27 protein-coding genes and 1 other annotated feature are annotated in these 25,089 nt (G+C 43.5%); of the genes, 1 reads left to right on the top strand and 26 read right to left on the bottom strand.

Annotation, left to right across the window (positions count from 1 at the left end; translation table 11 throughout):
* Positions 1 to 10: 10 nt before the first annotated feature.
* The 26 genes from SCRDD08_RS03650 to SCRDD08_RS03525 form a co-directional block, all read right to left on the bottom strand.
* A complete protein-coding gene (locus SCRDD08_RS03650; RefSeq protein ID WP_061422481.1) occupies positions 11 to 574 on the bottom strand; it encodes an aminodeoxychorismate/anthranilate synthase component II in 564 nt (187 codons plus the stop codon).
* Complete coding sequence (gene trpE / locus SCRDD08_RS03645; protein ID WP_061422480.1) at positions 571 to 1,929, bottom strand: anthranilate synthase component I; 1,359 nt, start codon at positions 1,927 to 1,929, stop codon at positions 571 to 573. The genes SCRDD08_RS03650 and trpE overlap by 4 nt, the downstream gene beginning before the upstream one ends.
* A gap of 403 nt (positions 1,930 to 2,332) precedes the next feature.
* Positions 2,333 to 3,514, bottom strand: a complete 1,182-nt coding sequence (gene trpB / locus SCRDD08_RS03640; protein WP_061422479.1) for a tryptophan synthase subunit beta — start codon at positions 3,512 to 3,514, stop codon at positions 2,333 to 2,335.
* Positions 3,515 to 3,575: 61 nt separating this feature from the next.
* Positions 3,576 to 3,806 (bottom strand) — a binding site (T-box leader).
* 72 nt (positions 3,807 to 3,878) lie between these two features.
* The gene (locus SCRDD08_RS03635; RefSeq protein ID WP_061422478.1) at positions 3,879 to 4,421 is read right to left on the bottom strand and encodes a VanZ family protein; all 543 of its coding nucleotides are present in this window, start codon (positions 4,419 to 4,421) and stop codon (positions 3,879 to 3,881) included.
* On the bottom strand, positions 4,408 to 5,496 hold the full coding sequence (gene rlmN, locus SCRDD08_RS03630; protein ID WP_061422477.1) for a dual-specificity RNA methyltransferase RlmN: 1,089 nt from the start codon (positions 5,494 to 5,496) through the stop codon (positions 4,408 to 4,410). Before rlmN ends, SCRDD08_RS03635 begins: the two co-directional genes overlap by 14 nt.
* Positions 5,497 to 5,505: 9 nt before the next feature.
* Positions 5,506 to 6,069 carry a YutD family protein gene (locus SCRDD08_RS03625; RefSeq protein ID WP_061422476.1) on the bottom strand — a complete coding sequence of 188 codons (564 nt, stop codon included), beginning with the start codon at positions 6,067 to 6,069 and terminating at the stop codon, positions 5,506 to 5,508.
* A gap of 162 nt (positions 6,070 to 6,231) precedes the next feature.
* On the bottom strand, positions 6,232 to 7,299 hold the full coding sequence (locus tag SCRDD08_RS03620) for a SepM family pheromone-processing serine protease (RefSeq protein WP_061423258.1): 1,068 nt from the start codon (positions 7,297 to 7,299) through the stop codon (positions 6,232 to 6,234).
* A 22-nt stretch (positions 7,300 to 7,321) separates the two neighbouring features.
* A complete protein-coding gene (gene coaD, locus SCRDD08_RS03615) occupies positions 7,322 to 7,807 on the bottom strand; it encodes a pantetheine-phosphate adenylyltransferase (RefSeq protein ID WP_061422475.1) in 486 nt (161 codons plus the stop codon).
* Complete coding sequence (gene rsmD / locus SCRDD08_RS03610) at positions 7,797 to 8,336, bottom strand: 16S rRNA (guanine(966)-N(2))-methyltransferase RsmD (RefSeq protein ID WP_061422474.1); 540 nt, start codon at positions 8,334 to 8,336, stop codon at positions 7,797 to 7,799. The genes coaD and rsmD overlap by 11 nt, the downstream gene beginning before the upstream one ends.
* Before the next feature lie 85 nt (positions 8,337 to 8,421).
* Complete coding sequence (yidD, locus tag SCRDD08_RS03605) at positions 8,422 to 8,682, bottom strand: membrane protein insertion efficiency factor YidD (protein ID WP_061422473.1); 261 nt, start codon at positions 8,680 to 8,682, stop codon at positions 8,422 to 8,424.
* A complete protein-coding gene (locus tag SCRDD08_RS03600; protein WP_005592340.1) occupies positions 8,679 to 9,410 on the bottom strand; it encodes a pseudouridine synthase in 732 nt (243 codons plus the stop codon). The genes yidD and SCRDD08_RS03600 overlap by 4 nt, the downstream gene beginning before the upstream one ends.
* A 134-nt stretch (positions 9,411 to 9,544) precedes the next feature.
* On the bottom strand, positions 9,545 to 10,090 hold the full coding sequence (scpB, locus tag SCRDD08_RS03595) for an SMC-Scp complex subunit ScpB (RefSeq protein WP_061422472.1): 546 nt from the start codon (positions 10,088 to 10,090) through the stop codon (positions 9,545 to 9,547).
* Positions 10,083 to 10,793, bottom strand: coding sequence for a segregation/condensation protein A (locus SCRDD08_RS03590; protein ID WP_061422471.1), 711 nt, complete (start codon positions 10,791 to 10,793; stop codon positions 10,083 to 10,085). The genes scpB and SCRDD08_RS03590 overlap by 8 nt, the downstream gene beginning before the upstream one ends.
* A 2-nt stretch (positions 10,794 to 10,795) precedes the next feature.
* Complete coding sequence (xerD, locus tag SCRDD08_RS03585; RefSeq protein WP_061422470.1) at positions 10,796 to 11,527, bottom strand: site-specific tyrosine recombinase XerD; 732 nt, start codon at positions 11,525 to 11,527, stop codon at positions 10,796 to 10,798.
* Positions 11,524 to 11,985, bottom strand: coding sequence for a cyclic-di-AMP-binding protein CbpB (gene cbpB / locus SCRDD08_RS03580; protein WP_061422469.1), 462 nt, complete (start codon positions 11,983 to 11,985; stop codon positions 11,524 to 11,526). The genes xerD and cbpB overlap by 4 nt, the downstream gene beginning before the upstream one ends.
* The gene (locus SCRDD08_RS03575; protein ID WP_061422468.1) at positions 11,982 to 12,503 is read right to left on the bottom strand and encodes a metallophosphoesterase; all 522 of its coding nucleotides are present in this window, start codon (positions 12,501 to 12,503) and stop codon (positions 11,982 to 11,984) included. The genes cbpB and SCRDD08_RS03575 overlap by 4 nt, the downstream gene beginning before the upstream one ends.
* Positions 12,479 to 13,456, bottom strand: coding sequence for a nucleoside-triphosphate diphosphatase (locus tag SCRDD08_RS03570; RefSeq protein ID WP_061422467.1), 978 nt, complete (start codon positions 13,454 to 13,456; stop codon positions 12,479 to 12,481). Before SCRDD08_RS03570 ends, SCRDD08_RS03575 begins: the two co-directional genes overlap by 25 nt.
* Complete coding sequence (gene racE / locus SCRDD08_RS03565; RefSeq protein ID WP_061422466.1) at positions 13,453 to 14,247, bottom strand: glutamate racemase; 795 nt, start codon at positions 14,245 to 14,247, stop codon at positions 13,453 to 13,455. Before racE ends, SCRDD08_RS03570 begins: the two co-directional genes overlap by 4 nt.
* Before the next feature lie 99 nt (positions 14,248 to 14,346).
* A complete protein-coding gene (locus tag SCRDD08_RS03560) occupies positions 14,347 to 14,595 on the bottom strand; it encodes a YneF family protein (RefSeq protein ID WP_015605536.1) in 249 nt (82 codons plus the stop codon).
* Positions 14,596 to 14,652: 57 nt separating this feature from the next.
* Complete coding sequence (locus SCRDD08_RS03555; protein WP_061422465.1) at positions 14,653 to 15,903, bottom strand: diaminopimelate decarboxylase; 1,251 nt, start codon at positions 15,901 to 15,903, stop codon at positions 14,653 to 14,655.
* Positions 15,904 to 16,363: 460 nt separating this feature from the next.
* On the bottom strand, positions 16,364 to 17,188 hold the full coding sequence (locus tag SCRDD08_RS03550; RefSeq protein ID WP_061422464.1) for a hypothetical protein: 825 nt from the start codon (positions 17,186 to 17,188) through the stop codon (positions 16,364 to 16,366).
* Positions 17,189 to 17,230: 42 nt separating this feature from the next.
* Positions 17,231 to 19,882, bottom strand: coding sequence for a valine--tRNA ligase (locus SCRDD08_RS03545; protein WP_061422463.1), 2,652 nt, complete (start codon positions 19,880 to 19,882; stop codon positions 17,231 to 17,233).
* A gap of 13 nt (positions 19,883 to 19,895) precedes the next feature.
* A complete protein-coding gene (locus tag SCRDD08_RS03540; protein WP_061422462.1) occupies positions 19,896 to 21,719 on the bottom strand; it encodes a DUF262 domain-containing protein in 1,824 nt (607 codons plus the stop codon).
* 236 nt (positions 21,720 to 21,955) lie between these two features.
* Positions 21,956 to 22,210 carry a DUF1912 family protein gene (locus tag SCRDD08_RS03535; protein WP_061422461.1) on the bottom strand — a complete coding sequence of 85 codons (255 nt, stop codon included), beginning with the start codon at positions 22,208 to 22,210 and terminating at the stop codon, positions 21,956 to 21,958.
* 12 nt (positions 22,211 to 22,222) lie between these two features.
* The gene (locus tag SCRDD08_RS03530) at positions 22,223 to 23,584 is read right to left on the bottom strand and encodes a DUF438 domain-containing protein (RefSeq protein WP_061422460.1); all 1,362 of its coding nucleotides are present in this window, start codon (positions 23,582 to 23,584) and stop codon (positions 22,223 to 22,225) included.
* 2 nt (positions 23,585 to 23,586) lie between these two features.
* A complete protein-coding gene (locus tag SCRDD08_RS03525) occupies positions 23,587 to 23,817 on the bottom strand; it encodes a DUF1858 domain-containing protein (RefSeq protein ID WP_061422459.1) in 231 nt (76 codons plus the stop codon).
* Positions 23,818 to 24,110: 293 nt separating this feature from the next.
* On the opposite strand from SCRDD08_RS03525, the gene SCRDD08_RS03520 reads away from it, so the two are divergent.
* Entirely contained in the window at positions 24,111 to 25,043 is a 933-nt protein-coding gene (locus tag SCRDD08_RS03520) for a nitronate monooxygenase (RefSeq protein WP_061422458.1), read from the top strand.
* The last annotated feature ends 46 nt before the right edge of the window (positions 25,044 to 25,089 follow it).

Genomic DNA, 25,089 nt, shown 5'->3' with positions numbered 1-25,089 from the left:
AATTCTTCCCCTATTTTACTAAGTCGATGAAATTTTTGATGGACGACAAGCCATCCGGCGTGCCAATACTTTCTGGATGATACTGAAAACCATAAATAGGCAGGCTCTTGTGCTGGATAGCCATGATTGAGTTGTCATCAGTCGCTCGAGCCGTAACTTCAAAATCCTCCGGCATCTCCTCAATCAAAATCGAATGATAGCGCATGACCGGCTGCCCATCCTCTATTCCTTGATAAATTGGAGATTTTCCCTCAAAGCGCAGAATACTTTGCTTGCCGTGCATGACCTTGGGAGCCAAACCTAGCTTTCCGCCAAATACTTCTGCAATGGCTTGGTGCCCCAAGCAAATCCCCAATATCGGCTTTTTACCAGTAAAATCACGGATAACTTCCTCCATCCGTCCTGCATCTGCTGGCCAGCCTGGACCCGGAGACAGAACCAAGGCATCCGCTTCTTCTGCTGCTTGATAAAGGCCTGCATCATCATTTCGCAAGACCTTAACGTCTGCGAAATTACCGATATACTGAGCTAGATTGTAAGTAAAAGAATCATAATTATCAATTAGTAAAATCATTGCATTTCTCCTATCTTGGTCATTGATTTGGCCTTATTGATGGTTTCTTGGTATTCATTAGCAGGAATCGAGTCATAAACAATACCCGCTCCAGCTTGAACGTAAGCTCTACCATTTTTCAAAATCATGGTGCGTATAGCAATGGCAAAATCCATATCCCCTGTCGCAGACAGATAGCCGATAGCCCCCGCATAAACGCCACGTTTTTCCTGCTCCAACTCATAAATTCGCTTCATAGCTCGAATCTTAGGCGCGCCCGAGACGGTACCGGCCGGCAAGGTGGACTTGAGCGCATCCATGGCTGTCAGTTGGGGCAGAAGCTGACCACGGACCACGCTGGTCAGATGCATGACATAGCGGAAATACTCCACTTCCATGTACTTAGTGACTTCCACGCTGTTATTCTGGGCAATTTTACCGATATCATTACGCCCCAAATCAACTAACATGCGGTGCTCAGCCACTTCCTTCTCGTCAGCCAGCAACTCCTTCGCCAAGACTTTATCTTCTCTTTCATCCTGCCCGCGCGGTCTAGTACCAGCAATAGGATTGGTCGTGACCTGCCCTTGCTTGACAGACACCAGACTTTCTGGACTGGCCCCGATAATCTGATAATCCCCGAAGTCATAAAAGTAGAGATAGTTGGAAGGGTTGGTCACACGCAGATTGCGATAGTAATCCAGCGGTCTACCAGAATACTCCACTGAAAAACGCTGACTGAGTACACATTGGAACATGTCTCCCTGCCGAATCAAGCTGCGCGCTTCTTCCACCATTTTTTCAAAAGCTGCCTGCTCGATGTGGCTCTGGAAGTTCAAACTGGACAGTTCCAGCGGTGAAAATTCATCTACCGCAGGCTGCACCAGCTCAGCCATGATACACTCCAGACTAGCAGCTAATTCTGCTTCGCTTCTATCACTGTAGAGTGCCTCCTCAACGATATAGACCTTATCTTTTTTATGGTCAAAAACCATGTAACTCTCATAAACGAAAAAGTGCATATCCGGCGTTCCAATCACATCAGCTGGAATCTGGCCAATCTCCTCATAGAGGGAAATCATATCGTAACCGACAAAACCGATGGCTCCACCGCCAAAAGGCAGGTCTGAATGATGATCTTTTTTTACTGCCAACTCATGCAGATAGTCCAATGGCTCTGCCTCAATTACTTGTCCGTTCTTTGTTAACTGGCCATTTTCATAGCGGACTTCAAAGACTGGATTATAGGCTAGGATAGAAAAGCGAGCCGTCTCGCTATCTCTCGGAATACTTTCCAAAATCACCTTGTGGTCGCCCTGAATCCGCATGTAAGCCAGAATCGGCGATAAAATATCAGCTGGTAAAATCTTTTGCATAATCTTTCTTTCTATTTAATCAGAAGGGTATAGGTAGGAGCAATTCGCTAGCCATGACTACATTTCACAAGAACAGATAGCGCCAGTTCGCTGTCAGAACTTGCTCTAAAACTACAGAAAAACGCCCGCACAGTTCATCCTGTGAGGGCGTATCATCGCGGTGCCACCTCAGTTATGGAGTTTTTAGGCTCCACATCTCATTTACCTATTTACAGTCGTTTAGATCCCTTTTAGTACAAGTCAGCATAATGGTTTACAGCAAAGCATGCTAACAAAGTAATAAAAGTTCAACTAATGGACAAAATTTTGACTCCAGCAGCCCATTTCATAACTTCTCCTACCTGTTTACAGCAACCACAGACTCTCTGAAAGGAGAGATATTACTACTCTTCTGCTGGGTATTTTATTTTCGTTTTTCTAGATAGTCAGCAATGGCTGCCACATCCTTGTCTCCACGACCGGATACATTGATAATAATAATTTGGTCAGATGGCAATTGCGGCGCTCGCTTGATGGCTTCAGCAATAGCGTGAGAGCTTTCGATCGCCGGCAAAATTCCTTCCTTTTGTGTCAAGAGAAGCAAGGCATCCACAGCTTCATCATCTGTCGCTGCCACGTATTCTACTCGACCAGAATCTTTAAAGAAAGCATGTTCAGGACCAACTCCAGGATAGTCCAAGCCTGCTGAAATCGAGTAAACCGGCGCTATCTGCCCATCTTCAGCAAAGACAGCGTAAGTCTTCATACCATCCACTACTCCGACACTTCCCTTGGTCATGGTAGCTGCGTGCTGGTCTGTATCAAGACCACGCCCGGCTGCTTCAACACCAACCAGCTTGACTTCTTCATCTGCCACATACTGAGAGAAGGCGCCGATAGCATTGGAGCCGCCACCTACGCAGGCAATGACATAGTTTGGCAAGCGGCCTTCCTTGTCCAAAATCTGACGGCGAGATTCTTCACTGATCACCTTTTGGAACTCATGAACAATCGTCGGATAAGGGTGAGGACCGACAGCAGAACCCAAAACATAGAAGGCTTCCAAATCACTCATCCAAGCTCCAAAGGCCGCATCCACTGCATCCTTGAGGGTTTTCGTTCCCGTTTCCACAGCGTGAACAGTCGCTCCCATCATTTCCATGCGGAAGACATTGAGGCGCTGGCGTTCTACATCCTCTGCACCCATGTAAACATCGCACTTCATACCAAACTTAGCTGCAGCTGCCGCAGTTGCCACACCATGCTGACCAGCTCCAGTTTCAGCGATGACTCGGGTCTTGCCCATCCGCTTAGCTAGAAGAATCTGTCCCAAAACATTATTAAGCTTATGGGAGCCCAGATGATTGAGATCTTCCCGCTTCAGATAAATCTTAGCTCCACCCAGATGCTGGGTCAGACTTTCTGCGTAATAGAGCGGAGTCTCCCGGCCTGAATAATCCGCCAAATAATGTCGGTATTCATTTAAAAATTCTGGGTCATCCTTGTACTTCTCAAAAGTCGCTTCCAATTCATCCAGCAAGGCCTGGATAGGCTCTGGTACAAAGGAGCCGCCGAATTGTCCAAAATATCCTTTAGTTTCTGTCATCTTGATTTCCTCTTTTCTTTATTTTCAAGCAAAACAAAAACCCACACACAGAAAAACTCTGTGTGAGGGCGTAAAATCGCGGTGCCACCTCAATTATGGAGAAAAGTATAGACTGCCTCCATGTCTCTGCCTTGTCTAACAACAAGTCGCACTGTAAGGTGTGCTCACCGAATTTTTATTGTTTCAAATTCATTTTTTTGCATCAGCCCACTTCATAATCTTCCACTGCCTGTTTCCACCAACCACAGGCTCCCTGAAAGTAGAAAAAATTATTACTTTTCTGATGATTTATTTCATTATAGGCCTTTCCTTTTTTCTTGTCAAGAAAAAATTTAATTTTTTATTCTAAATCCGAACTTTTTCTTCACTCATCTGCCTTGAAAACGTCGTCTTGACGATTTTTCCAGATTTTCTGACCAAGTTGAAATGCCCGCCAAGCCAAGTATCCACCCAAAGTGTTGGTCCAGAGATCATCAATCTCAAAGACTCGATTGGCGTTAATAAGAAGGTCCAGCAAAATCTGAGTCACTTCGATAGACAGACTCATCTCAAAGCTCAACCATACAACCTTTTTTGTCTTCCGCAATTTCGGAAAGAGCCAAAGCAATTGAAAAATTAAGGGCGACAGCAGAAAGATATTGGCCAAATTTTGAACAAAAACCTTGACAAGCTGGATCCAAGAAGAAATTTCGCCAATATTGACAAAGGAATTAAAAGGAACCAAGAGAACCACTACTCGGCCAAAGTACTGGATACCTGGCGTCTCCATTCCCGGCTCTGGAACCTGAGGAATAAAGCACAGAATGCAGAGCATCAAGAAATAAAGCCAGCTCCCTCCTACCAGCAATTTCCGCCCCTTAGCTGTCAGCTCACCGTCTGAAGTCAGAATAATTTTAAGGCTGAACATTTTCTACCAATGCTTTCTCGCGATCTCGCTTCATAGTATTGGAACGCAGCTGGCCACAAGCTGCATCAATATCTGTACCATGTTCCTGACGTACCACACAGTTGACTCCGTTTTTCTTGAGGGTGTCATAGAAGGCCATCACGCGCTCTTTGGGACTGCGGCTGTATTGGTCGTGTTCGCTAACGGGGTTGTAAGGAATGAGATTGACATAAGATAATTTCTTGATGTTTTTCAGCAATTCTGCCAATTCTTTGGCCTGCTCTACCCCGTCATTGACTTCATTGAGCATGATGTATTCAAAGGTCACCCGGCGGTTGGTGGTTTCGATATAATATTCAATGGCCGCAAAGAGCTTCTCAATCGGAAAGGCACGGTTGATTTTCATGATACTAGAACGCAGTTCATTGTTGGGTGCGTGCAGTGAAACAGCTAGATTGACCTGCACACCTTCATTGGCAAAGTCACGGATCTTATGAGCCAGCCCTGAAGTTGAAACCGTGATATGGCGAGCACCGATGGCCAAACCTTTATCATCATTGACCGTCCGGACAAACTTCAAGACATTCTTATAATTATCGAAAGGCTCGCCGATTCCCATAACGACGATGTGGCTGACCCGCTCGTCCTGACCACGCTCGTCAAAATACTTCTGCACCAACATAATCTGCGCAACAATCTCACCATTATTAAGGTCACGTTGCTTTTTAATCAAGCCAGAAGCACAGAAAGTACAGCCGATATTGCAGCCAACTTGGGTGGTCACACAGACAGAAAGTCCGTAGTGCTGGCGCATGAGCACCGTCTCAATCAGCATACCGTCCGGTAGTTCAAAGAGGTACTTGACCGTACCGTCAGCCGACTCTTGGACAATGCGCTGTTTAAGCGGATTGACAACAAACTGATCATTGAGCTTAGCAATCAAGTCCTTGGATAGGTTGGTCATTTCTTCAAATGACTGGACACGTTTACGGTAGAGCCATTCCCAGATTTGATCTGCTCGGAATTTCTTTTCTCCCTGAGCTTCTGCCCATTCAATCATTTCTTCTCGCGTTAAGCTATAAATCGATGGTTTCATGTCTCTCCTTTATTTCTGACGAATGACAAAATGGCGCTGCGATTGGCTAGATGCCGCTTGCTTTGCCTGTTTGCCTTGTTTCTGTTGTTTGTTCTTGTTTGCCTTTGGACGATGTTTTTTCTGCTCATCCTTCGTTTTTTTAGAGCCACGTTCCCTAGAAATTTCTGGATGATTTTTGCCATCCGATTTTCTCTTATGGTGGGATTTTTTGTCAAAGGCGGCCCGTCTTGGCTGAGCATTTTCCAAAACAAAATAGGCGCAGCCATAATTACAATACTCTAGCAGATAGTCTTGCAAACGGCTGATTTTCTCTGCATTTTCCTTGGCTTTCTCATCCCGATAAAAACCGCGCAATCGCAACTGTTCATTGCCCCAGTCTCCGACAATATAGTCAAATTTGTTCAAAATTTCTGAAAAGCGTTGGTGAAAGGCCGTCAAGTCAAAGGCCTCTTTATAATTCTCCACCAATTCAAACTCAAATTTTTCTGCAACTATCTTGCTGCCCATTTGCTTAAATTCTGGGCCGGGGAATTTATTGTAATTATACAACTCAGGTGAAATCTCTTTACGCATACCTATCCTTTGTCATTCATCTATCTTACTTCATATTATTTTATCACAAAACAAGGGGAATTTATATTTTTTCAGAAGAAAAAGATCTTTCTGTAAAAAGTCAGACGATTTAATAAAAAACACCCTTCGTTCGTCTCTAAAAGATAAAAATCTTAGCCGAAACTAAGATTTTTTGGTTTTTTCTAAATAATTAATGGCGTCCTGAAGAGTTTTAACCGGTACGATTTTCATATCCGTTTTGATTTCCTTGGCTGCTTCAAGCGCCGTTTCATAGTTAGTCTTGGCTTTGGGATTAGCCTTTTTTTCTTCCTCACTGACAGGGTTATCCGGAGCAAAGAAGATTGTCGCTCCAATCTTGGCAGCAGAGACGACTTTTTTGTCAATCCCACCAATATCACCGACCTTGCCCTCTCTGTCAATGCTGCCCGTCCCCGCAATCACGCGGCCGTCTCGCAGGTCTGGATTGGCCAGCTGAGTGTAAATGGCTAGGCTAAACATGAGGCCAGCACTGGGACCACCGATGCCTTCGGTCGAAAATTCAATCGGAACACTGCTGTTGACTTCCGTACGGTCAATCAAACTAATGCCAATTCCATTTTTGCCATTTTCCAGCTTGATGATTTTACCCGTCGCTGTCTTGGTTTTTCCATCTTCATCATAGGTCACCTTGACACTATCGCCCAGAGCCTGAGAATTGACATATTTGACCAAGTCTTCCGAGCTTTCAAAGGTCTTATCATTGACTCCCGTCACTGTATCCGCAATATTCAAAATTCCTTTAAAGGTCGAATTCGGAGCTACTTTTAGCACATACACACCCAGATAGTTCATCTTAATGTCTTTTCCTGCGGCTTTGAGACCTTGGTATTTTGCCATATTCTGCGACGTTTCCATATAAAATTGGTTAATGCGCATATACTCAGCATCACTTGAGCCGCCCGTCATATCCTGAGCTGAATAAATATCCGTAAAAGGGGTCAACCAAGCGTAGACCAGATGCGCAAAGGTTGCATGCTGGATCCCAACAGTTACAAAGTTATAGGAACCTGCTGCCTGGTCCTCTTTTCCGTCCACAGTCAGAACCTTCCGTATATCTTCTGCACCTCCAGGCACCTCAATATAGTAAGGCAATGGAACAATGAAAGAGAATAGGAAAAGCACAAGCACGATAATTGAGGCTACTCCAGCACAACCAACTACTTTTAAACCATGTTTATTTTCCTTTGTCATCGTTTTCGGATTTGTCATGTCATTATTCATCTTTTTTCTCTAACTCCACAATCACACTCGCTGGTACATAGGCAGAAAGATCCTGCTGAAAAGTAATCAATTCCCGTATCGCTGAAGAACTGATGTATCGGTAGGTCGGCTGACTCAGCAGAAATATGATCTCCAAATCAGGTGCCAAGTCCTTATTAAAAAAATGCAGGCCAGCTTCATAGTCTAAGTCCTGACCGTTTCGTAGACCTCGGACAAGAGCAGTCACACCCAGCCTTTTTGCCACATCAACTGCCAATTCATCATGCGAAGTGACGACTTCCACGTTTTCTAAATGCGCCAAAGCCGCTAGAACCATCCTTTTTTTCGCATGGATGCTAAAAAATCCTTCTTTGTGAGGATTGTAGAAGATGCCCACATACAAGCGATCAAACAACCGACTGGCACGCTCAATCAAGTCCACATGTCCGTTGGTAATGGGATCAAATGACCCTGTAAAGAGCCCAATTTTATCTGACATAGACCGTCACCTTTGAAATTCCATATATTTTTTGCTTCCAGATACCCAAGTCTGCGATTTCCTCTGGCAAATCAACCGACTTGTCCGTCTCGCAAACAACCATAATATCCTCGCTCAAGAGCTTGCGCTCCGCCATTTTCTCAATATCTGAGATAATCTGCTCCTTAGCATAGGGCGGATCCAGCAGAACCAGATCAAACTGGCCAGTCAAATTCTCCAGCGCCCGACTTGACTCCATCTTGAGCAGCTCAAAGCGCGTTGTTTCCTTGGTCATGACAATATTTTCTGCCACAACGGCTTGTGCCCGCCGATCTTTTTCAACTAAAACAGCCGACTCCTTGCCGCGAGACACCGCCTCAATCCCCAGACTACCGCTACCTGCATACAGATCCAGCACCCGACCGCCATCAAAATAAGGCCCAATCATATTAAAAATTGCGCCCTTGACCTTATCTGTCGTAGGTCGCGTTGTCTTGCCATCTAATGTCTTGAGGGGCCTGCCCCTGTACTTTCCTGAAACAACTCTCATAAAAAATATTATAACAAAAATATTAAAAAGCTGATAGTAATTGCTAAGGCTGGACTTTATTCTCTAGCAAAAAACGGAAATAAGGCTATTTCCGTTCAATGTCTATTTTAGAGTCATTTCGCCGAAGACTAAAATGATCTGGGACTGGATCATCCCCTTCCTCGGACCAAGGATGGCAGCGACCAATTCTGGCCAAGCCCATCAACAGCCCCTTGGCTCCGTGTTTTTCAATGGCTTCAATCATGTAATTGGAACAGGTCGGCCGAAAACGACAGGAAGGCGGAAAGGCAGGGGAAATAAAGCGCTGGTAAAAACGAACCGGCGCTATCAATATTTTCTTAATCATTTTTTCTTAGTCTTGGTCACAGCTAAGTTATGCAACTGGCTAACTTCCTTTTTACTCAATCGCCGTGCTTCACCTGGCTTGAGACCAGTTAAATCCAGATGTCCAAACTGAGTCCGTGAAAGCTTGTCCACTGGCAACCCCACCGCTTCAAACATCTTCTTGACCTGATGATTGCGCCCTTCGTGGATGGTCAGCTGAACCACTGAGCGATTCTTCACGGGATCGACCTTAAGAATCTCATAAACCGCTGGCTTGGTTTTCTTGCCCTCAATGACCAGACCGCGAGTCAGCGGACGCAGAACTTCCTTATTGGCCACCCCCTTGACACGCGCCACATAGACCTTGTCAATTTCATTTCGCGGGTGAATCATTTCATCCGTGAAATCACCATCATTGGTCAAAATCAAGGCACCGGAAGTGTCCCAGTCTAGTCGGCCAACGGGATAAATCCGCTCCTTGACCTGCGGCAGCAAATCAACGACTGTCTTACGCCCCTTGTCATCGGTCACACTGGAAATCACCCCGCGCGGTTTATTAAGCAGGTAGTAGACCTTTTCTTCATTGTAGATAGGCTGACCTTCTACTTCCACTCGGTCACCCGACTTGATGGTAGTTGCTAGCTCACGCACCACCTGACCATTCACGGTCACTAGCCCCTGCTTGATCAACTCCTCAGCCTTTCTCCGGCTGGCAATTCCCGCATGGGCAATGTATTTATTGATTCTCATCGATATTGTCCTTTCACAAGATACAAAGACCATTTTCACAACTTTAATAGCTGGAAAAATGGCAAATAGGGAAAATAGTGCCTCCCTCAAAGCTTGGAATCGTTCAAAAAACGGTCCCTTATAGGATGAACTTGTCACTCTCCGAAAAGCTGACTTTCCTCAGCAATGAGCTCCGATTCGTCCACAACTGGCAGCTCGTCCAAATGATTGATGCCCATATAGTCCAAAAAATAATCCGTCGTCACATAGAGATTGGGACGGCCAATGACTTCCTTCTTGCCATCTTCCCGAATCAGCTCAAAGGCTAATAACTTCGAAATCGCTCCGCTGGAATTGACCCCACGAATATCATCAATCTCCACCCTTGTTATGGGTTGCTTGTAAGCAATGATTGACAAGGTTTCCAGTGCCGCTCGGGATAAGCTCTGGTTAATCGGTGCCCGCGAATACTCTCGTAAAATCTCAGCAAATTCAGATTTGGTGACCAACTTATAAGTCTTTGACGTTTCCAGCAAGGTCAAGCTGGAGTCAGGATTTGCTTGATAGTTCTCCGCCAATTTTTCCAAACTCTGGATGACACCAGTCGGCGGCAAGGAGAGAATTTCTGATAGCTGATGAACCTTCAGACCGTCTTCCCCCGCCACAAAAAGCAGGGCTTCAATCTCTGCTAATTTACTCATTCTTTCTTCCTACTAAATAAATATTTCCAAAATTTTCTTCCTGAATGACCTGCACCTCCTGCACCTTGACTAACTCCAAGGTTGCTAAAAAGAGCGTAATCACTTCATTCATGTCTTTGGTTTCTGCGAAAATATCCTGCAGGGCAAGTCGTTTGTGAGCCCGACAGCGCTGGCGCACCACTTCCATCATGTCCTCGATCTTATACTCATCTCGCACAATGGTTGTGTGACTCTTAGAAAACTCCTCCTGCTTCTTGGTCATCACCTTGGAAAAAGCTAAAAAGAGATCAACGGCTGTCTTATCATGCAAGAGTTCAGCATCTTCATAGACCAGTTCCAGCTTGGGCTTGGAGTAGTAAAGAGCCCGGTCCTCATGCTGGAGGGACATTTTCTGCCCCAGCAACTTAAACTTCCGATATTCCTCAATCTGACTCAGCAAATCCTGCTCCAGATCGTCCTCCAAATCCACCTGATCCACCACCTTGGGCAAGAGCTTGCGACTCTTGATCAGCATGAGCTGGCTGGCCATGACCATGTATTCCCCCGTTACTTCTAGCCGCATGGCCTGCAAGGTGGCCACATAAGCCAGATATTGCTCGATGACATCGGTAATGGGCACATCGTAAATATCCACCTGATACTTGGATACGAGGTGGAGCAACAAGTCCAGCGGCCCCTCAAAATCTTTTAACTTGATATCCATTCTTATCTGTATTTTTCTAATGTAATAACTGTCTTCAAGCCCAGATCACGAGCAATATCATAGATGCCGACACCCTTTTCCCGCTGACGCAGGATAAATTGCTCCCGCAGGCTTTTAGCCGACAAGCTGGCCTGCCCCTGCTCGATCAAGAAAGCCTCCAGCTGGCGAAAGCCCCACTGGCGTGAATAGGACTTGCCATTCTTTTCAAATAAATAAGTCCCTGTCAAATAATCGCCCAACTCGCTCGTCAGACTTTCAGGGATTTTAATAATCCGCTTCTGCCCAGCCTTCTCAATCCGTAAAACCTGAAAATCAAGATTGACATCTTCAACCTTGACCTGCAGGATTTCACTTGGCAAGAGACCCATTTCCAAAATCAAGAGCGCTATCAACCGGCCTTGTGGTACTGCAGAAGCTTCCCAAAAGGCTGACAAGTCCATCAGCTCGTTTCCCAGTTCCTTGGAAATAGCGACTTTTGGCAGGGTTAAGCGGTGAAATTCCCCAATCATCTTGTTCTCATAAAGATAATAGAGAAATTGATTGACCGCTGAGAGCTTCCGCTTCTGGACAGCTGCCTTGAAATCCTTGATAGAGGCTTGATAAATCCGCAAATTGGTTTCCGTCACCTTGCTATGGATTTCATTGACAAATTGCTCCAAATCGTAGGAATAGGCTAATTTTGAATTTTCTGAGATATTTTTTTGTTCTAAAAAAGGAGTGATATGTTCTTTCATTTTTTGGAAATCTCATACTGACTCGTGAAGGTATGCATCAACGAGTTAACAGCTTTTAAAATCGACTTTCTAGTAATGATGCCATAAAAATGTTGTTCTTTATCCACAACAGGCAGGAACGACTCATCCACCAACTTGTGTAAAACGTCCTCAATCTTGTAATCTGGCTCGACAGTCAGACCATCCATTCGTGTCATGTGGACAATATCCATAGACATAAACTCTTCCTCTGCCAGCTCATGCTGCATCCGATAGGCCATGATATCCGTCAGAGAAATGGTGCCAACGAACTTTTTCTCCGCAGTCACCACTGGAATGCGCGAATAGGTCATCTGGCTAAGCAAGAGAATAGCATGATCCACATTGTGCGTGTCAATCATGACCGCTAGATTCTCCCCAGGTGTCAAAAAAGTGTCTTCATGTTGCAGCAGATAATCTTCAAATTCCTTAGCAATCATCGGGCAAACTCCTTGGACAAGCTTGGATAGAGCTCATGATTTCGCGTATAGAAATCAATTTTAAAGCGGTCATCGTCAATCTCTACCTTAGCGTAGAGGCGTTCGTTGATCGAACCACGAGGCTGGCTAATGGAGCCCGGATTGAGAAAGAGAGTCTTGCCTTGCATCCAAGCATCTGGAACATGCAAATGGCCATAGAGACAAATATCTGCCCCCACTTCCTGAGCCCACAGATCCAGCTTTTGGAAGCTAAAGTTGATATTGAAAAGGTGCCCGTGGGTCTGGGCAATAATGGTCCCATCCAAATCTGTCACCAGCCGCTCTGGATAACCAGGATAAAAGTCCATATTGCCCGCCACGACATGGATTCCTTCCCAGACTTCATCCTCAAAAGGCAATTCTGAGTCTCCATCATGGAAAACAGCATCGACTTTCCCTAGATAATGATGTTTCATTTCTTCGACAATGGCACGGTCCCCATGGGAATCGCTCATTACGATGATTGTTTGCTTTGCCATGCTGGAAATACCTCCATTAATTTTTGCACTGCTTGCGCACGATGGGACTGGGCATTTTTCTCTTCAATTGTCAGCTCAGCTGACGTTTTTCCTGTCTCTCCGACCAAGAACAAAGGATCGTAGCCAAAGCCATTTTCGCCTTTGGGTTCATGGGCAATGTAGCCTGGCCAATCCGCTTCGACCACCAAGGATTCCTTATCTGGACTTGCGACCACCAGAGTCGTGTGGAAATGAGCAGAGCGGTCTTTAATATCAAAGACCATGGCCAGCTCATGCAGGAGCTTGATGTTATTTTCATCATCTGTCGCACCAACGCCAGCAAAGCGAGCCGACCAGACGCCTGGTAGGCCACCCAAGACATCCACTTGCAGGCCTGAATCATCTGCCAAAACCATTTTGCCAGTCAACTGGCTGATCGTTTCAGCCTTGAGGCGGGCATTTTCTTCGAAGGTCATGCCTGTTTCAGCCACTTCTGGCAAATCAGGATAGTCATTCAGATTTTCTACCTCGTAACCCAACTTCCCGAAAAGCTTACGAAACTCTGCTGTCTTGCCCTCATTGCGCGTCGCAATCAAGAGAGTATCCTTGACATCTTTTGCTCCTAGAAAGGCTTGTAAATCCACACCAGTTTGCGGCAGATGGACATAGAGCAATTTGCCCCCTTCAACCAAGAGAAGGGCTCCCTGTCGCTGCAACAATTCCAAGCTTCGACCCGTTTCCTGATTTAAAATATCCAGCAAGAAGGTCAAAAAACGAAAGGCTGAGCCATAGCGAATGACCGTGATATTTAAGGGCAGGCCTAGCTCTTCTTCCGCCAAAATACTCTCTAAGCGGTCTAAAATATCAGAAGCTTCTGCTGGCACCTGCTCAAATTCACTGTAAGAGGCACTTTGCCCCCATTCAGCTACATACCAGTCAGAGGCATCTTTGTATTCATAAATGTTTTTTGTCATAAGGTCACATGCTCCACATTGACTTTCAGATTCAGCCAGTTTTCTGCGATTTCCGCAAATCTCTTAGCATTGGCTGTAGTATAAAAACGATGATTCAGTTCGTGCTTGTCGCGGCTACGATTGATTTCAAAATAATTGAGCAGGACAGAAATATCCCGTACACACTCAGCCCCGCTGTCAATCAGCTTGACGCTCGGCCCCATCATATTTTGAATAATCGGCCGCAACAAAGGATAATGAGTACAGCCCAAGACAAGGGTGTCCACCTTGCCCGCCAGAGGATGGAGAGTCTCATAGACCACCTTTTTGGTCAGGCTGGACTGGAGCTCATTTGACTCCACCAGCGGGACAAACTTAGGACAAGCCAGACTCTGCACCTCCATCTCGGGAGATAGAACCTCAATCTTTTTTCGGTAAATGTCGGACTGAACCGTCATAGGAGTCCCGATGACCCCAATCTTGCCACCAGTCGTAGACTTGATAGCAGCGCTGGCTCCGGGCAAAATCACACCGAGGACAGGAATGTCCAACTTAGCCTTGACCTCCTCCCAGACAACAGCTGTGGCAGTATTGCAAGCAATGACAATCATCTTAACATCCTTGGTCAAGAGAAAATTGACCAACTGCCAAGTATAGTCTCGAATCTGCTCCGCCGGCCTAGGACCATATGGAGCCCGAGCCGAATCACCTATATAAACCACTTCCTCATGGGGGAGTTGCCGAATCAATTCACGGACAACAGTCAGACCGCCCACCCCAGAGTCTAAAAATCCAATCGGTCGGTTATCCATACAGTCTTCTTTCTAAAACAAGGGATTGGAAGCCTAGCCCAAATCCCCATTTTTTATATAGAAATCTCCGTCTGCCACCAAAGAGCGGCTGAGAGAAGCTTATTTTTTGTTTTTATTTTTAGCAACTGCTGCTTTTTGTTGGTTGATGATTTGACGGTAAACTTGTTGAACGCGTGCTTCACTTGGTTTTTGACCATTGGCACTGAGCAACATCCGCACCGCTTCTACATTGAGACGTGGATTTTCCGCAAATTCCTTTTCGACCTGACGGCGAAGCAAGTACATACCAAGCAAAATCCCACCAAAGAAAGCCAGCATAATCAATAAAATTGCTAACAATGTATTCATAATAATCCGAACTCCTGTTTCATTTTTTACATTACTCTTAATTATACCAAATTATCTCTATTTTTCAAAATCAAAGCCATAGAGAGTCGCGAAATAATCTTCTGGCCTTTCTGCCCGGCGAATCATGCGAGCCTGACCATTTTCCTCTAGGAGAATCTCGCTAGAACGCAGTTTGGCATTATATTGGTAACCCATGGAGAAGCCGTGGGCACCGGTATCGTGAATGACCAGCGTATCGCCAATCTGACTGACAGGTAGCTCCCGCTGGATGGCAAATTTGTCGTTGTTTTCGCAGAGGCTGCCGACCACATCGACAATCTCCGTCGGTCCCTCTGGCCGATCCATATTGGTAATATGGTGATAAGCTCCGTACATAGCAGGACGCAGGAGATTGACCGCAGAAGCATCCACTCCCAGATAAGTCCGATAGGTGTGCTTTTTGTGAGTCACCTTGGTCACTAAGAGACCGAAAGGCGCCAGCATAAAGCGCCCCAGCTCGGTGAAAATCTTGACCTGCCCCAGACCAGCTGGTGTCAAGATGTCCTCATAAGCCTGGCGAACTCCTTGACCGATGACCGCAATGTCATTTTCCTCGCCATCAGGCTGGTAGTTGACTCCGACACCGCCAGACAGATTGATAAAGTCTAGCTTAATTCCCGTCGATTCTAAAACCTCAACAGCTAGCTCAAAAAGCTGCCGAGCCAGTGCTGGATAATAGTCATTGCTGACAGTATTAGAGGCTAAGAGGGCATGAATACCGAATGTCTCTGCTCCCAGCTCCTTGAGCTCTTTGAAAGCCTGAATCAGCTGCGCCTTAGTCATACCAAACTTGGCTTCCTCTGGATGATCCATGATACTAGTCCCCAGCTCAAAGACACCACCGGGATTGTAGCGGCAAGAGATCACTTTGGGAATCCCAGCCACTTCCTTCAAGAAAGCCACGTCTTCGTAAGCATCAAGATTGATGGTCGCTCCCAGCTCCCGCGCAAGACGAAACTCCTCGGCTGGCGTATTATTGGACGAAAACATGATCTTATTCCCAGCAAAGCCCAACTTTTGGCTCATGAGCAATTCTACATAGCTGGCACAGTCCACCCCGCAGCCCTCTTCCTTGAGGATTTTTAAAATAGCAGGATTCGGTGTCGCCTTGACTGCAAAATATTCCTTAAAACCAGAATTCCAAGCAAAAGCCTCATGCAAAGCCCGTGCTCTCGCTCGAATCCCCTTCTCATCATACAGATGAAAAGGCGTTGGGAATTGCGCGGTCAGCTCCGCCAAGCGCTCACGACTGATAAATGGAGTTTTCATACACGCTCCTACTTTCTCTTTTACTGACAATATTATACCACAAGTGTAGGCTGGGGAGGGGAAAAAAATAGGCCCCAGAATTTCTACAATGGTTTTATCCATCACAGAAATCCTAGAGCCTGTAAATCATAAAATGAGCAAAATTTTATACAGAATAAATTAGAAGCTATAATATCAAATTCAGCTATATACGAACTCTAAACTCATTGGCTTGGTTAAATCCCAACTCAATTTCCCCAACATGTATGAAGAAAGCTGTTATGTTGTAGTTATCAGGTCGGTTCTAACTGACAGAATTTGTCATGTAGTAACCTGCTTTCTAAAATATTGATTTTTCTATGAAAATACTAAGGATAGTACAATAATAGAAAATCTATTCTTTTCATCAATTAAGGCTGATATTACATTCTCAATCCTTTATTATCACTATTATATATTACACTAAAATAATTGGTAATTATTATTTAAATATAAACTTTATAACAAGAATAAATATTGGAGCGATAACTACACTTATAGAAGAAATGGTGTTAATAAGTGTTGTTTTTATTTTAGACTTGTATACTAAAATCAAACTGCATAATCTTTCAATTAGAGTTTTCAGACTAAAGAATAAAAAGGACAGAATAATTAATGCTACAAGCAATGAAATAAACATTGAGAAATCAGATAAAATAATAGGATATTTAAAAAGCTGTATAAAACCGTCCTTAATATCTAAATAAGTAAATAAGTATAAAACGAAAGCTAATATAAACCCTAAAGTTTTGATGAGACTTTGCTTATCTAGCAAGTACTTAACAACTACTAAGATAATATAGATTAAAACCATTAATAACACTTGCTTCAAAGTTGAATCAAACGATAAAACTAGATTATCTTTAATTATATTTGTTTCCCAAACCGAAGATATATTTTTGAAATCACTCCAATCATTAATAATTAAATTGAAAATAAAAATAAAAGAAATAATCAAAAAAGATATTATGTATAAATTGTCTGATAAAAATTTTTTATCTTCTAATATTTTCTCCTCAAATTTATCAAGCTCATTCTTTAATTCTATATTTATATTCTGTGGATTATTAACTTGAATGTAACCATTTTGAATATTTATATCCTTGAAGTCAAAATTTGAATTGTTTTGATAATTATAATTAGATACAATCGATTCTATCTGTTTCTTATCAGTAAAGTCACTTTTTATTTGCCATAAAAATGATAAAACAGGTATCCCGTATGTAATAAGACCGGCCAATATTTCTACTACATTTTTAAAATTCATTTAAATTTTTCTCCTTTTTCTAAAAAATACATGTTGCCAGCTTTATTTCACCAACTTCTTCATCTCATCAATACGCGCCACTGTCGCGTCGTATTTAGCTTGGTAGTCGGCTTGTTTGTCGCGTTCTTTTTGGACGACTTCTGGTTTGGCGTTGGCTACGAAGCGTTCGTTAGAGAGCTTTTTACCGACCATATCCAGTTCTTTTTGCCATTTAGCGAGTTCTTTATCGAGACGAGCCAGTTCTTCTTCGACATTGAGGAGGTCAGCCAGTGGCAAGTAGATTTCTGCTCCAGTGATGACGCTTGACATAGCGAGTTCAGGTGCAGGGATGGTTGATGCGATTTCCAAGTGTTCTGGATTTGTGAAGCGTTTGATGTAGTTGACATTGCTGTTAAAGAAGGCTTCCAAATCGATATCGCTAGTCTTAACAAGGATTGTGATAGGCTTACTTGGTGCTACGTTTACTTCAGCACGCGCATTCCGAACAGCACGGATCAAGTCTTTAAGACTTTCCACACCAGTGTGGGCAGCAAGGTCTTCAAAGGCTGGATTGACAGTTGGGTATTCCGCTGTAACGATAGAGCCTTCTGAGATTTGTCCAAAGATTTCCTCTGTCACGAATGGCATGATTGGGTGAAGGAGACGAAGGATCTTGTCCAAAGTGTAAAGGAGAACAGAACGTGTGATGACTTTCTCTTCTTCGTTATCGCTATAAAGGACTTCCTTGGTCAACTCAACATACCAGTCCGCAAACTCGTCCCAGATAAAGTTGTAGAGGATGTGGCCAGCGACACCAAACTCAAATTTATCAAAGTTTTCAGTGACTTTGCCGATTGTTTCATTGAGGTTGTGGAGAATCCAGCGGTCAGTGACGTTTCCAGCTTCCTTATTGACAACCTTTTCGACATTGGCTGTTGCTTGCTCAAGGGTCAAGCCATCATTGTTCATGAGGATGTAGCGAGAGATGTTCCAAATCTTGTTAATGAAGTTCCATGAAGCATCCATTTTCTCGTAAGAGAAGCGGACGTCTTGGCCTGGTGCAGAACCGTTTGACAAGAACCAGCGCAGGCTGTCGGTCCCGTATTTATCAATGACGTCCATGGGGTCAATCCCATTGCCCAGAGACTTGGACATCTTGCGGCCTTCTTCATCGCGAATCAGCCCGTGAATCAAGGTATTTCTAAATGGCGACTTGCCGGTAAATTCCAGACCTTGGAAGATCATCCGAGACACCCAGAATGGGATAATATCATAGCCGGTAACCAGAGTAGAAGTCGGATAATAGCGCTTAAAATCACTGCTTTCTTCATCAGGCCAGCCCATAGTTGAGAATGGCCAAAGGGCAGAACTGAACCAAGTATCCAAGACATCTTCGTCCTGAGTCCATCCGTCACCTTCTGGCGCTTCTTCACCGACATACATTTCACCCTCAGCATTGTACCAAGCAGGGATTTGGTGACCCCACCAGAGCTGACGAGAGATAACCCAGTCGTGAACATTTTCCATCCATTGGAGGAAGGTATCGTTGAAACGAGGTGGGTAAAATTCTACCTTGTCCTCTGTGTCTTGGTTGGCAATAGCATTTTTCGCCAATTGGTCCATCTTAACGAACCATTGAGTAGACAAACGTGGCTCAACCACGACACCTGTACGCTCTGAGTGACCAACGCTGTGGACACGTTTTTCGATTTTAACGAGGGCGCCGATTTCTTCCAACTTAGCAACGACTGCCTTACGAGCTTCAAAACGATCCATACCTGCAAATTCGAAGGCCAAGTCATTCATGGTTCCATCATCGTTCATGACGTTGACTTGTGGCAAGTTATGACGTTGACCAACCAAGAAATCGTTCGGATCGTGGGCAGGTGTGATTTTCACGACACCAGTACCAAACTCAGGGTCTGCGTGTACATCTCCAACGATTGGAATCAATTTATTAGCGATTGGAAGGACGACATGTTTCCCAATCAAGTCCTTGTAGCGTGGGTCTTCTGGATTGACCGCAACGGCAACGTCCCCAAACATAGTCTCAGGACGGGTTGTCGCAACTTCTAGGGCGCGTGAGCCATCTTCTAGCATGTAGTTCATGTGGTAGAAGGCCCCTTCAACATCCTTGTGGATAACCTCGATATCAGAAAGGGCTGTGCGAGCTGCTGGGTCCCAGTTGATGATAAACTCACCACGGTAGATCCAGCCTTTCTTGTAAAGCTCGACAAAAACCTTGCGAACAGCTTTCGACAAACCTTCATCAAGGGTGAAACGCTCACGAGAGTAGTCTACAGAGAGACCCATCTTTCCCCATTGTTCCTTGATAGTTGTCGCATATTCGTCTTTCCATTCCCAGACCTTGTCGAGGAATTTCTCACGACCGAGGTCATAACGGGTAATACCCTCACCACGCAAGCGCTCCTCGACCTTAGCCTGAGTGGCAATCCCCGCGTGGTCCATCCCCGGAAGCCAAAGGGTATCAAAGCCTTGCATGCGCTTCTGACGGATGATGATATCCTGAAGAGTTGTATCCCAAGCGTGACCAAGGTGAAGTTTCCCAGTTACGTTTGGTGGTGGAATAACGATCGAATAAGGCTTAGCCTTTTGATCTCCTGAAGGCTTGAAAACATCAGCTTCAAGCCATTTTTGGTAACGACCAGCCTCAACCTCGGCTGGATTGTATTTAGGTGAAAGTTCTTTAGACATGTGTTTGTCCTTTCTAGCGAGTAACAATCTTATAGAATTCTTCCAAAAGTTCATTATGACGAGCTTTTATTGATTCTATACTAAATTTATCTATTTCTCCTCGTATATCTTTAATAAGATAAAGTTTAGAATTTTTATACATCTTCTTCTTATCTTTAGAGTTTGTATGTTCAGCGTTTTCTAACAGAACCAGATTGCCTATATCATAAACAATATTTCCTATTTCGTTCTGTTGTTCCCTGTCAATAATGTGTTCAATCGATAAATCATGTAAAAATTTTAGTGATTTATTGGCTGTATTCTTGCACTCTTTAATCATTTTCTCTGATTCAAGAGTAATAAGAATATATTTCGATAAATCTCTAGCTTTTTTATCACCTTTACTCTTTATTTTATTTCCTTTATCAAATACTTTATCACTTTTTTTAACAGAGTCAAGACGTGGTGCAAGACTTCTTAAATCTTTTTTCAACAGATTATTCAAAGAATCGGTATTTATTACTTCTTTATTAAATTCAACTGACATTTTTCTATAAATCGATTGGCTTTTATTTGTTTTTGAACCATCTCCAGAAGCTTTTATTGAATTTAATACATTATACTTGGTTATTAAATCTATAATGGATTTAAATTGTTTTCCTGATATTCTACCATCATTCATTGCATTGAATAAACTTAAAAAAGCCATTCTAAATTGCGAATATCCTGAAGTTTTTAAAATTAATAAGTTCTCTTTAACAATATAATTATTATCTTGATTAAAATAATTTTCTATTTTAAAAATTAAGTCATTTTCGTTAGGACTACAAATCACTCTATAGAAATCAACATACTTTGAACAATCATCTAAAAAACTACTATAATCAGTTTCTTTAATTTTATTTGAAAAAGTTTGAAATAAGTTAGTTTGGCTTGTTTTTATACCGCGAGAATTAAAATAATAATAGAAAAAATCAGAAATACTTTCATCAATTTTATAAATTGTATCGGTTATATAATTCCATTTTCTGGAAGTTTCATCATAGTCATCATGTAAAACTTCAAAAATTCGACTTTTAATTAAATCAATGTCACTAAGTCTTAATCCCTTAGAATTAAAATTTTGATAAATCTTATTAACATCTTTTTCATCTACGGAATAGATACAAATAACTGTTGAATTAAGTAATTGTTTTCCTAAATAATCAATATACCGGATATACTCCTTCATGTCCCATTGGAAATCAGATCCTTTTTTTATTACTCCTTCTAAGAGACATTCTTGTGATAACTGATTTTTAATAAAGTGAAAAGCATTTCTTAAAGTCTCTTGAGAGGTATTTGTTGTTTTTTCATTAGATGCGTCATGCGGTTCGAGTTTCAAAATATCATATGGGAGAATAGGGTTCAGATTTTTATTCACTAATCTAATTTTTAATGTTGAATTACCTTCAGAAGTATGAGAAAAAAATAAATTAGAATCATAATCATGTGAATAAAATTGGCCTTCCGACAGTTTATCATTATATGAATCTATAATATCTTTAATACATGTTAAAAATAAAGTCATAGTTGTAAGACGTTGCTGTCCATCAATAACCTTATACGGATTTTCGACTCTGGCTTTTGTTTCATTACCAACTATCAAAATTGTTCCAAAAAAATAATCTGTTATTTCTGACTTAAATACAATTTTATCCCCATTAACGGACAATGTGAGATTCTTCTTTATATCTGAAATAAAATCCTTATATTGTTTTTCTTGCCATGAAAAATCACGCTGAAAATTTGGCACTTCGTAAATATTCTTTTCTGAGAAAACTTGCTCTATCCTTTGATCTCTTGTCCTAAATTCCATTATTACACCTCATTGATATAAAAATCCCTTCCTAGTCAGACTAGAAAGGGACGAATGTGTTTATCCGCGGTACCACCCAATTTCGGGCAGATGCCCGCAACTTTGTTTATTTCATTTTCTTCCATCAGCAACTAGCTTTGACACATTTGTGGACTTCTCAGCACCGCCACTTTCTGTAAAATGCTTGACTCAAAACACCTCTGATGAACTTATTCTATCACCTTTTCAGTGAAAAATCAATAACTTCTCTCGCCCAAAAGTTCCTCCGGCAGGTCGTGAAATCCCTTGCCTGCCTGATAATTGGCAAACTTACCCAAGAGAAACTGATAGGCATCCAGACGGCTTTCATAGCGAATAGCGGCCTCTCGGGCCCGCTCGTCCTGATCTGCCTCATAGACAGCCTGACTCTCCTTGAGCGCCATTTCATTGATCATAACCTGGGTCTTGACCCAAGCTTCAAAATCCCTTAAAAATTCTTGTTCGTAAGTCATTGCTCCTTCTTTCTAATCTAAACCACGATAAACATCACTATCTATCTCACGGAAGGGCTGAATGTCCTGCACATACTCCAGCACCCCCTGAAATTCCCCAGCTTCATCCCGCACCGCCGCATAGGTCACATGGACAAATTTGCCCCGCGATTCCGACCTGAACCACATCTCAAACTTGTCCCGCTGACCCTCGCGCAGGGCCTTGAAAATCCGCCGCACCTTGTCCAAAAACTTAGGCGGGTGACAGAGCTCGACATTGCGCCCTATCTGGGACGGCGTCCGCTTGAAGATCATCTCGTCCGCCGGCACGCTGTCATTATAATACTGGAAAATATCGTCCTTATTGACAAAAGTAATCTCCAGAGGCAGATGATTCAAGATTAGGTTTGCCTGCTCCACCGACAAATAGCCCTGGCCAAAAGGTTGCTGACTGTCCCGACTGACAGGCGTCTCCTTCTTTTCCTTAGGCTCAAAGGAAATGGTGACCTGTCCATTCGGCGTATCAATGACCTGCTGAAATCTGCCATCACTAGGCTGCTCTCTACTAGCTGCCACTTCGCTGCCTGCATCAGCAGCCTTCCCAGCTTCCTCCTCCGAGAATTTGTGCCGCGCAGGCTCCCATTTCTCCGTTGGCTTGATAATGGCATAGCCATAAGCATCGCTCTCCTCAGCAATCTTGAGCCAGTCATCCTGAGTAAAGGACTCGAGGAGAATCATCAATAAAATGGACTCTTCCTTGAAGATCATAGCTTCAAACTCAGCCGCAAAAGTCTCAAAATTGTCCTTAACTTCTTGAATCGAAGTATCAGGCAGCTGCTCTGCAGCAATCTTAACCTCTTGGAAAAGGTCTCTAATCTGGTCATCTACCCCCCACATGACCTTGGGCGGCGAATCGTGACCGTAGCTTTCCATGATAGGAAACATGAGCTCTTCCTTACGCTGATAGTGGATATCAAACTGTCCCACCAAACTCAGCTGACGCTGGAGTCCCTTGCGGATTTCTGGAAGAATCTCCTCATCTTCTGTGCTTTCATAGGTAGATAGGAGCCTGCGAACCCGCATAAGGGCAGCCCGTAGCGCTAGATTTTCCTGCTTGAAGACTTGAACCGGATGGCCTGGATGGTCGGTATCAGCCACCTCTACATCCTGAATAGCGCCTTTAAAGAGGTTGGCATGGACATTGCAGAGGGACATGACATCTTCAAAGGTCACTCCTGTATCTGAGTTCATTAGTTCATGCTCCATTAAGCTGATTTCGATAGCGGACACACCAGCAAAATGCTCGTTGAAAAGCTCCTGAACAGATTCTGCCGAAGCACCGTTATGTAGGTCCAGCAAGATAGACTTAAGGACTTCAATGCGTTCAGTAGCCATGCCTAAATCCCCACCACTTCATAGCCGTTTAATTCCAGAGTTTGCTTGATTTTATCCAGGTCAATACCGTTCATGCTGGCTCCTTTTTTGATAGAAACCACACGCCCGACTGTATTGCGCATGACAGGATTGGCCAGAGGCTTAAAGCCCAACTCGACCAAGACATCTAAAACTTCGGGCTGCTTCTCAATCACTTCTGCCACTGGAATAGACAAATCAATCACATTATCCATATGCCCTACCTCCGTGTGTTTTTTATTATTATATCACAAAAGATGCGGCCAATAAAAATCCTTTCCATCACTTGCTCAGATCTGAGCTTGGAGAATATAACAAATTCTAATAGGCTATAAGTTATTGTTATAAGGACACTGATAAATTTAGTTTCACAAGGAAAAGCCAGTCCTATCAAGAATTTCTGAGATTTCTTTCACAAACTTCTATCTTTTGCCAAGTCACTGCTTCATTGAAAACGCTTTATTATAGTGATATAATGATTTTAAATACAGAATAAAGGAGTTGCCCCATGTCTATTACAAAATTGTTGAACATTAAGTACCCTATTTTCCAAGGAGCTATGGCTCAGATTTCCCACTACCAACTGGCGGCAGCTGTTTCCGAAGCTGGCGGACTGGGAATCATTGCTTCAGGAGGAATGACAGGTGAGCAGTTGCGCGAAGAAATCCGTGAACTGCGTAAATTGACTGACAAGCCATTTGCCGTCAATGTTATGCTCATGATGAAAAATATCAAGGATATTGTGACAGTCATCATTGAGGAAAAAGTTCCTGTCGTAACGACTGGGGCTGGTACACCAAAATTCATCATGCCTTATCTGAAAGAGGCAGGTATCAAGGTTATCCCTGTTATTGCCAGTGTCAAACACGCGCAAAAAATGCAAGAGCTCGGAGTTGATGCCGTGATTGCCGAAGGTTCTGAAGCTGGTGGCCATATCGGTGAAACCAATACTATGGCTCTCATTCCTCAGATTGTTGACTCCGTTGATATTCCAGTCATCGCTGCAGGTGGGGTTGCCGATGGTCGTGGTCTCGCTGCTGCCTTTGTCCTCGGTGCGCAAGGGGTTCAGATGGGGACTATCTTCCTAGCATCTGAAGAATGCCCAATTTCAGCAGGTTACAAGGATGCCATTGTCGCAGCCAATGATACTGCTACTGCCGTGACTGGTCGTATTGCTGGTGCACCGGTTCGTTGTATCCGTAATGAAATGACCGACCACTATATCGAACTAGAAAACAAAGGCACCAATCGTGACGAACTCGAAGAAATCACCATCGGTTCTCTTTCTAAAGCTGTTTACGAAGGAGATACCGTGCATGGCTCTATGATGAGTGGCCAAATCGCAGGCTTAGTCAAGGAAATTCGTCCGTGTAGAGAAATCCTCGACACAATCGTTGCCGATGCCCAAAAGGTTCTCCAAAACACTGAAATCAAGCTATAATCAAGCTATAATCCTCTAACTCAAAAGAGAGTGGGACAGAAATCGC

Source organism: Streptococcus cristatus (genome assembly GCF_001578775.1).
In the GTDB taxonomy this organism is placed as follows: domain Bacteria; phylum Bacillota; class Bacilli; order Lactobacillales; family Streptococcaceae; genus Streptococcus; species Streptococcus cristatus_A.
Note: the sequence above shows the minus strand (reverse complement) of the source record. Positions and strands in the feature narration are given on the sequence as shown.

Bases quoted from the DNA above. Each gene is read 5' to 3' on its own strand.
- SCRDD08_RS03650 (WP_061422481.1), bottom strand. From the start codon at position 574: ATGATTTTACTAATTGATAATTATGATTCTTTTACTTACAATCTAGCT.
- trpE (WP_061422480.1), bottom strand. From the start codon at position 1,929: ATGCAAAAGATTTTACCAGCTGATATTTTATCGCCGATTCTGGCTTAC.
- trpB (WP_061422479.1), bottom strand. From the start codon at position 3,514: ATGACAGAAACTAAAGGATATTTTGGACAATTCGGCGGCTCCTTTGTA.
- SCRDD08_RS03635 (WP_061422478.1), bottom strand. From the start codon at position 4,421: ATGTTCAGCCTTAAAATTATTCTGACTTCAGACGGTGAGCTGACAGCT.
- rlmN (WP_061422477.1), bottom strand. From the start codon at position 5,496: ATGAAACCATCGATTTATAGCTTAACGCGAGAAGAAATGATTGAATGG.
- SCRDD08_RS03625 (WP_061422476.1), bottom strand. From the start codon at position 6,069: ATGCGTAAAGAGATTTCACCTGAGTTGTATAATTACAATAAATTCCCC.
- SCRDD08_RS03620 (WP_061423258.1), bottom strand. From the start codon at position 7,299: ATGACAAAGGAAAATAAACATGGTTTAAAAGTAGTTGGTTGTGCTGGA.
- coaD (WP_061422475.1), bottom strand. From the start codon at position 7,807: ATGTCAGATAAAATTGGGCTCTTTACAGGGTCATTTGATCCCATTACC.
- rsmD (WP_061422474.1), bottom strand. From the start codon at position 8,336: ATGAGAGTTGTTTCAGGAAAGTACAGGGGCAGGCCCCTCAAGACATTA.
- yidD (WP_061422473.1), bottom strand. From the start codon at position 8,682: ATGATTAAGAAAATATTGATAGCGCCGGTTCGTTTTTACCAGCGCTTT.
- SCRDD08_RS03600 (WP_005592340.1), bottom strand. From the start codon at position 9,410: ATGAGAATCAATAAATACATTGCCCATGCGGGAATTGCCAGCCGGAGA.
- scpB (WP_061422472.1), bottom strand. From the start codon at position 10,090: ATGAGTAAATTAGCAGAGATTGAAGCCCTGCTTTTTGTGGCGGGGGAA.
- SCRDD08_RS03590 (WP_061422471.1), bottom strand. From the start codon at position 10,793: ATGGATATCAAGTTAAAAGATTTTGAGGGGCCGCTGGACTTGTTGCTC.
- xerD (WP_061422470.1), bottom strand. From the start codon at position 11,527: ATGAAAGAACATATCACTCCTTTTTTAGAACAAAAAAATATCTCAGAA.
- cbpB (WP_061422469.1), bottom strand. From the start codon at position 11,985: ATGATTGCTAAGGAATTTGAAGATTATCTGCTGCAACATGAAGACACT.
- SCRDD08_RS03575 (WP_061422468.1), bottom strand. From the start codon at position 12,503: ATGGCAAAGCAAACAATCATCGTAATGAGCGATTCCCATGGGGACCGT.
- SCRDD08_RS03570 (WP_061422467.1), bottom strand. From the start codon at position 13,456: ATGACAAAAAACATTTATGAATACAAAGATGCCTCTGACTGGTATGTA.
- racE (WP_061422466.1), bottom strand. From the start codon at position 14,247: ATGGATAACCGACCGATTGGATTTTTAGACTCTGGGGTGGGCGGTCTG.
- SCRDD08_RS03560 (WP_015605536.1), bottom strand. From the start codon at position 14,595: ATGAATACATTGTTAGCAATTTTATTGATTATGCTGGCTTTCTTTGGT.
- SCRDD08_RS03555 (WP_061422465.1), bottom strand. From the start codon at position 15,903: ATGAAAACTCCATTTATCAGTCGTGAGCGCTTGGCGGAGCTGACCGCG.
- SCRDD08_RS03550 (WP_061422464.1), bottom strand. From the start codon at position 17,188: ATGAATTTTAAAAATGTAGTAGAAATATTGGCCGGTCTTATTACATAC.
- SCRDD08_RS03545 (WP_061422463.1), bottom strand. From the start codon at position 19,882: ATGTCTAAAGAACTTTCACCTAAATACAATCCAGCCGAGGTTGAGGCT.
- SCRDD08_RS03540 (WP_061422462.1), bottom strand. From the start codon at position 21,719: ATGGAATTTAGGACAAGAGATCAAAGGATAGAGCAAGTTTTCTCAGAA.
- SCRDD08_RS03535 (WP_061422461.1), bottom strand. From the start codon at position 22,210: ATGACTTACGAACAAGAATTTTTAAGGGATTTTGAAGCTTGGGTCAAG.
- SCRDD08_RS03530 (WP_061422460.1), bottom strand. From the start codon at position 23,584: ATGGCTACTGAACGCATTGAAGTCCTTAAGTCTATCTTGCTGGACCTA.
- SCRDD08_RS03525 (WP_061422459.1), bottom strand. From the start codon at position 23,817: ATGGATAATGTGATTGATTTGTCTATTCCAGTGGCAGAAGTGATTGAG.
- SCRDD08_RS03520 (WP_061422458.1), top strand. From the start codon at position 24,111: ATGTCTATTACAAAATTGTTGAACATTAAGTACCCTATTTTCCAAGGA.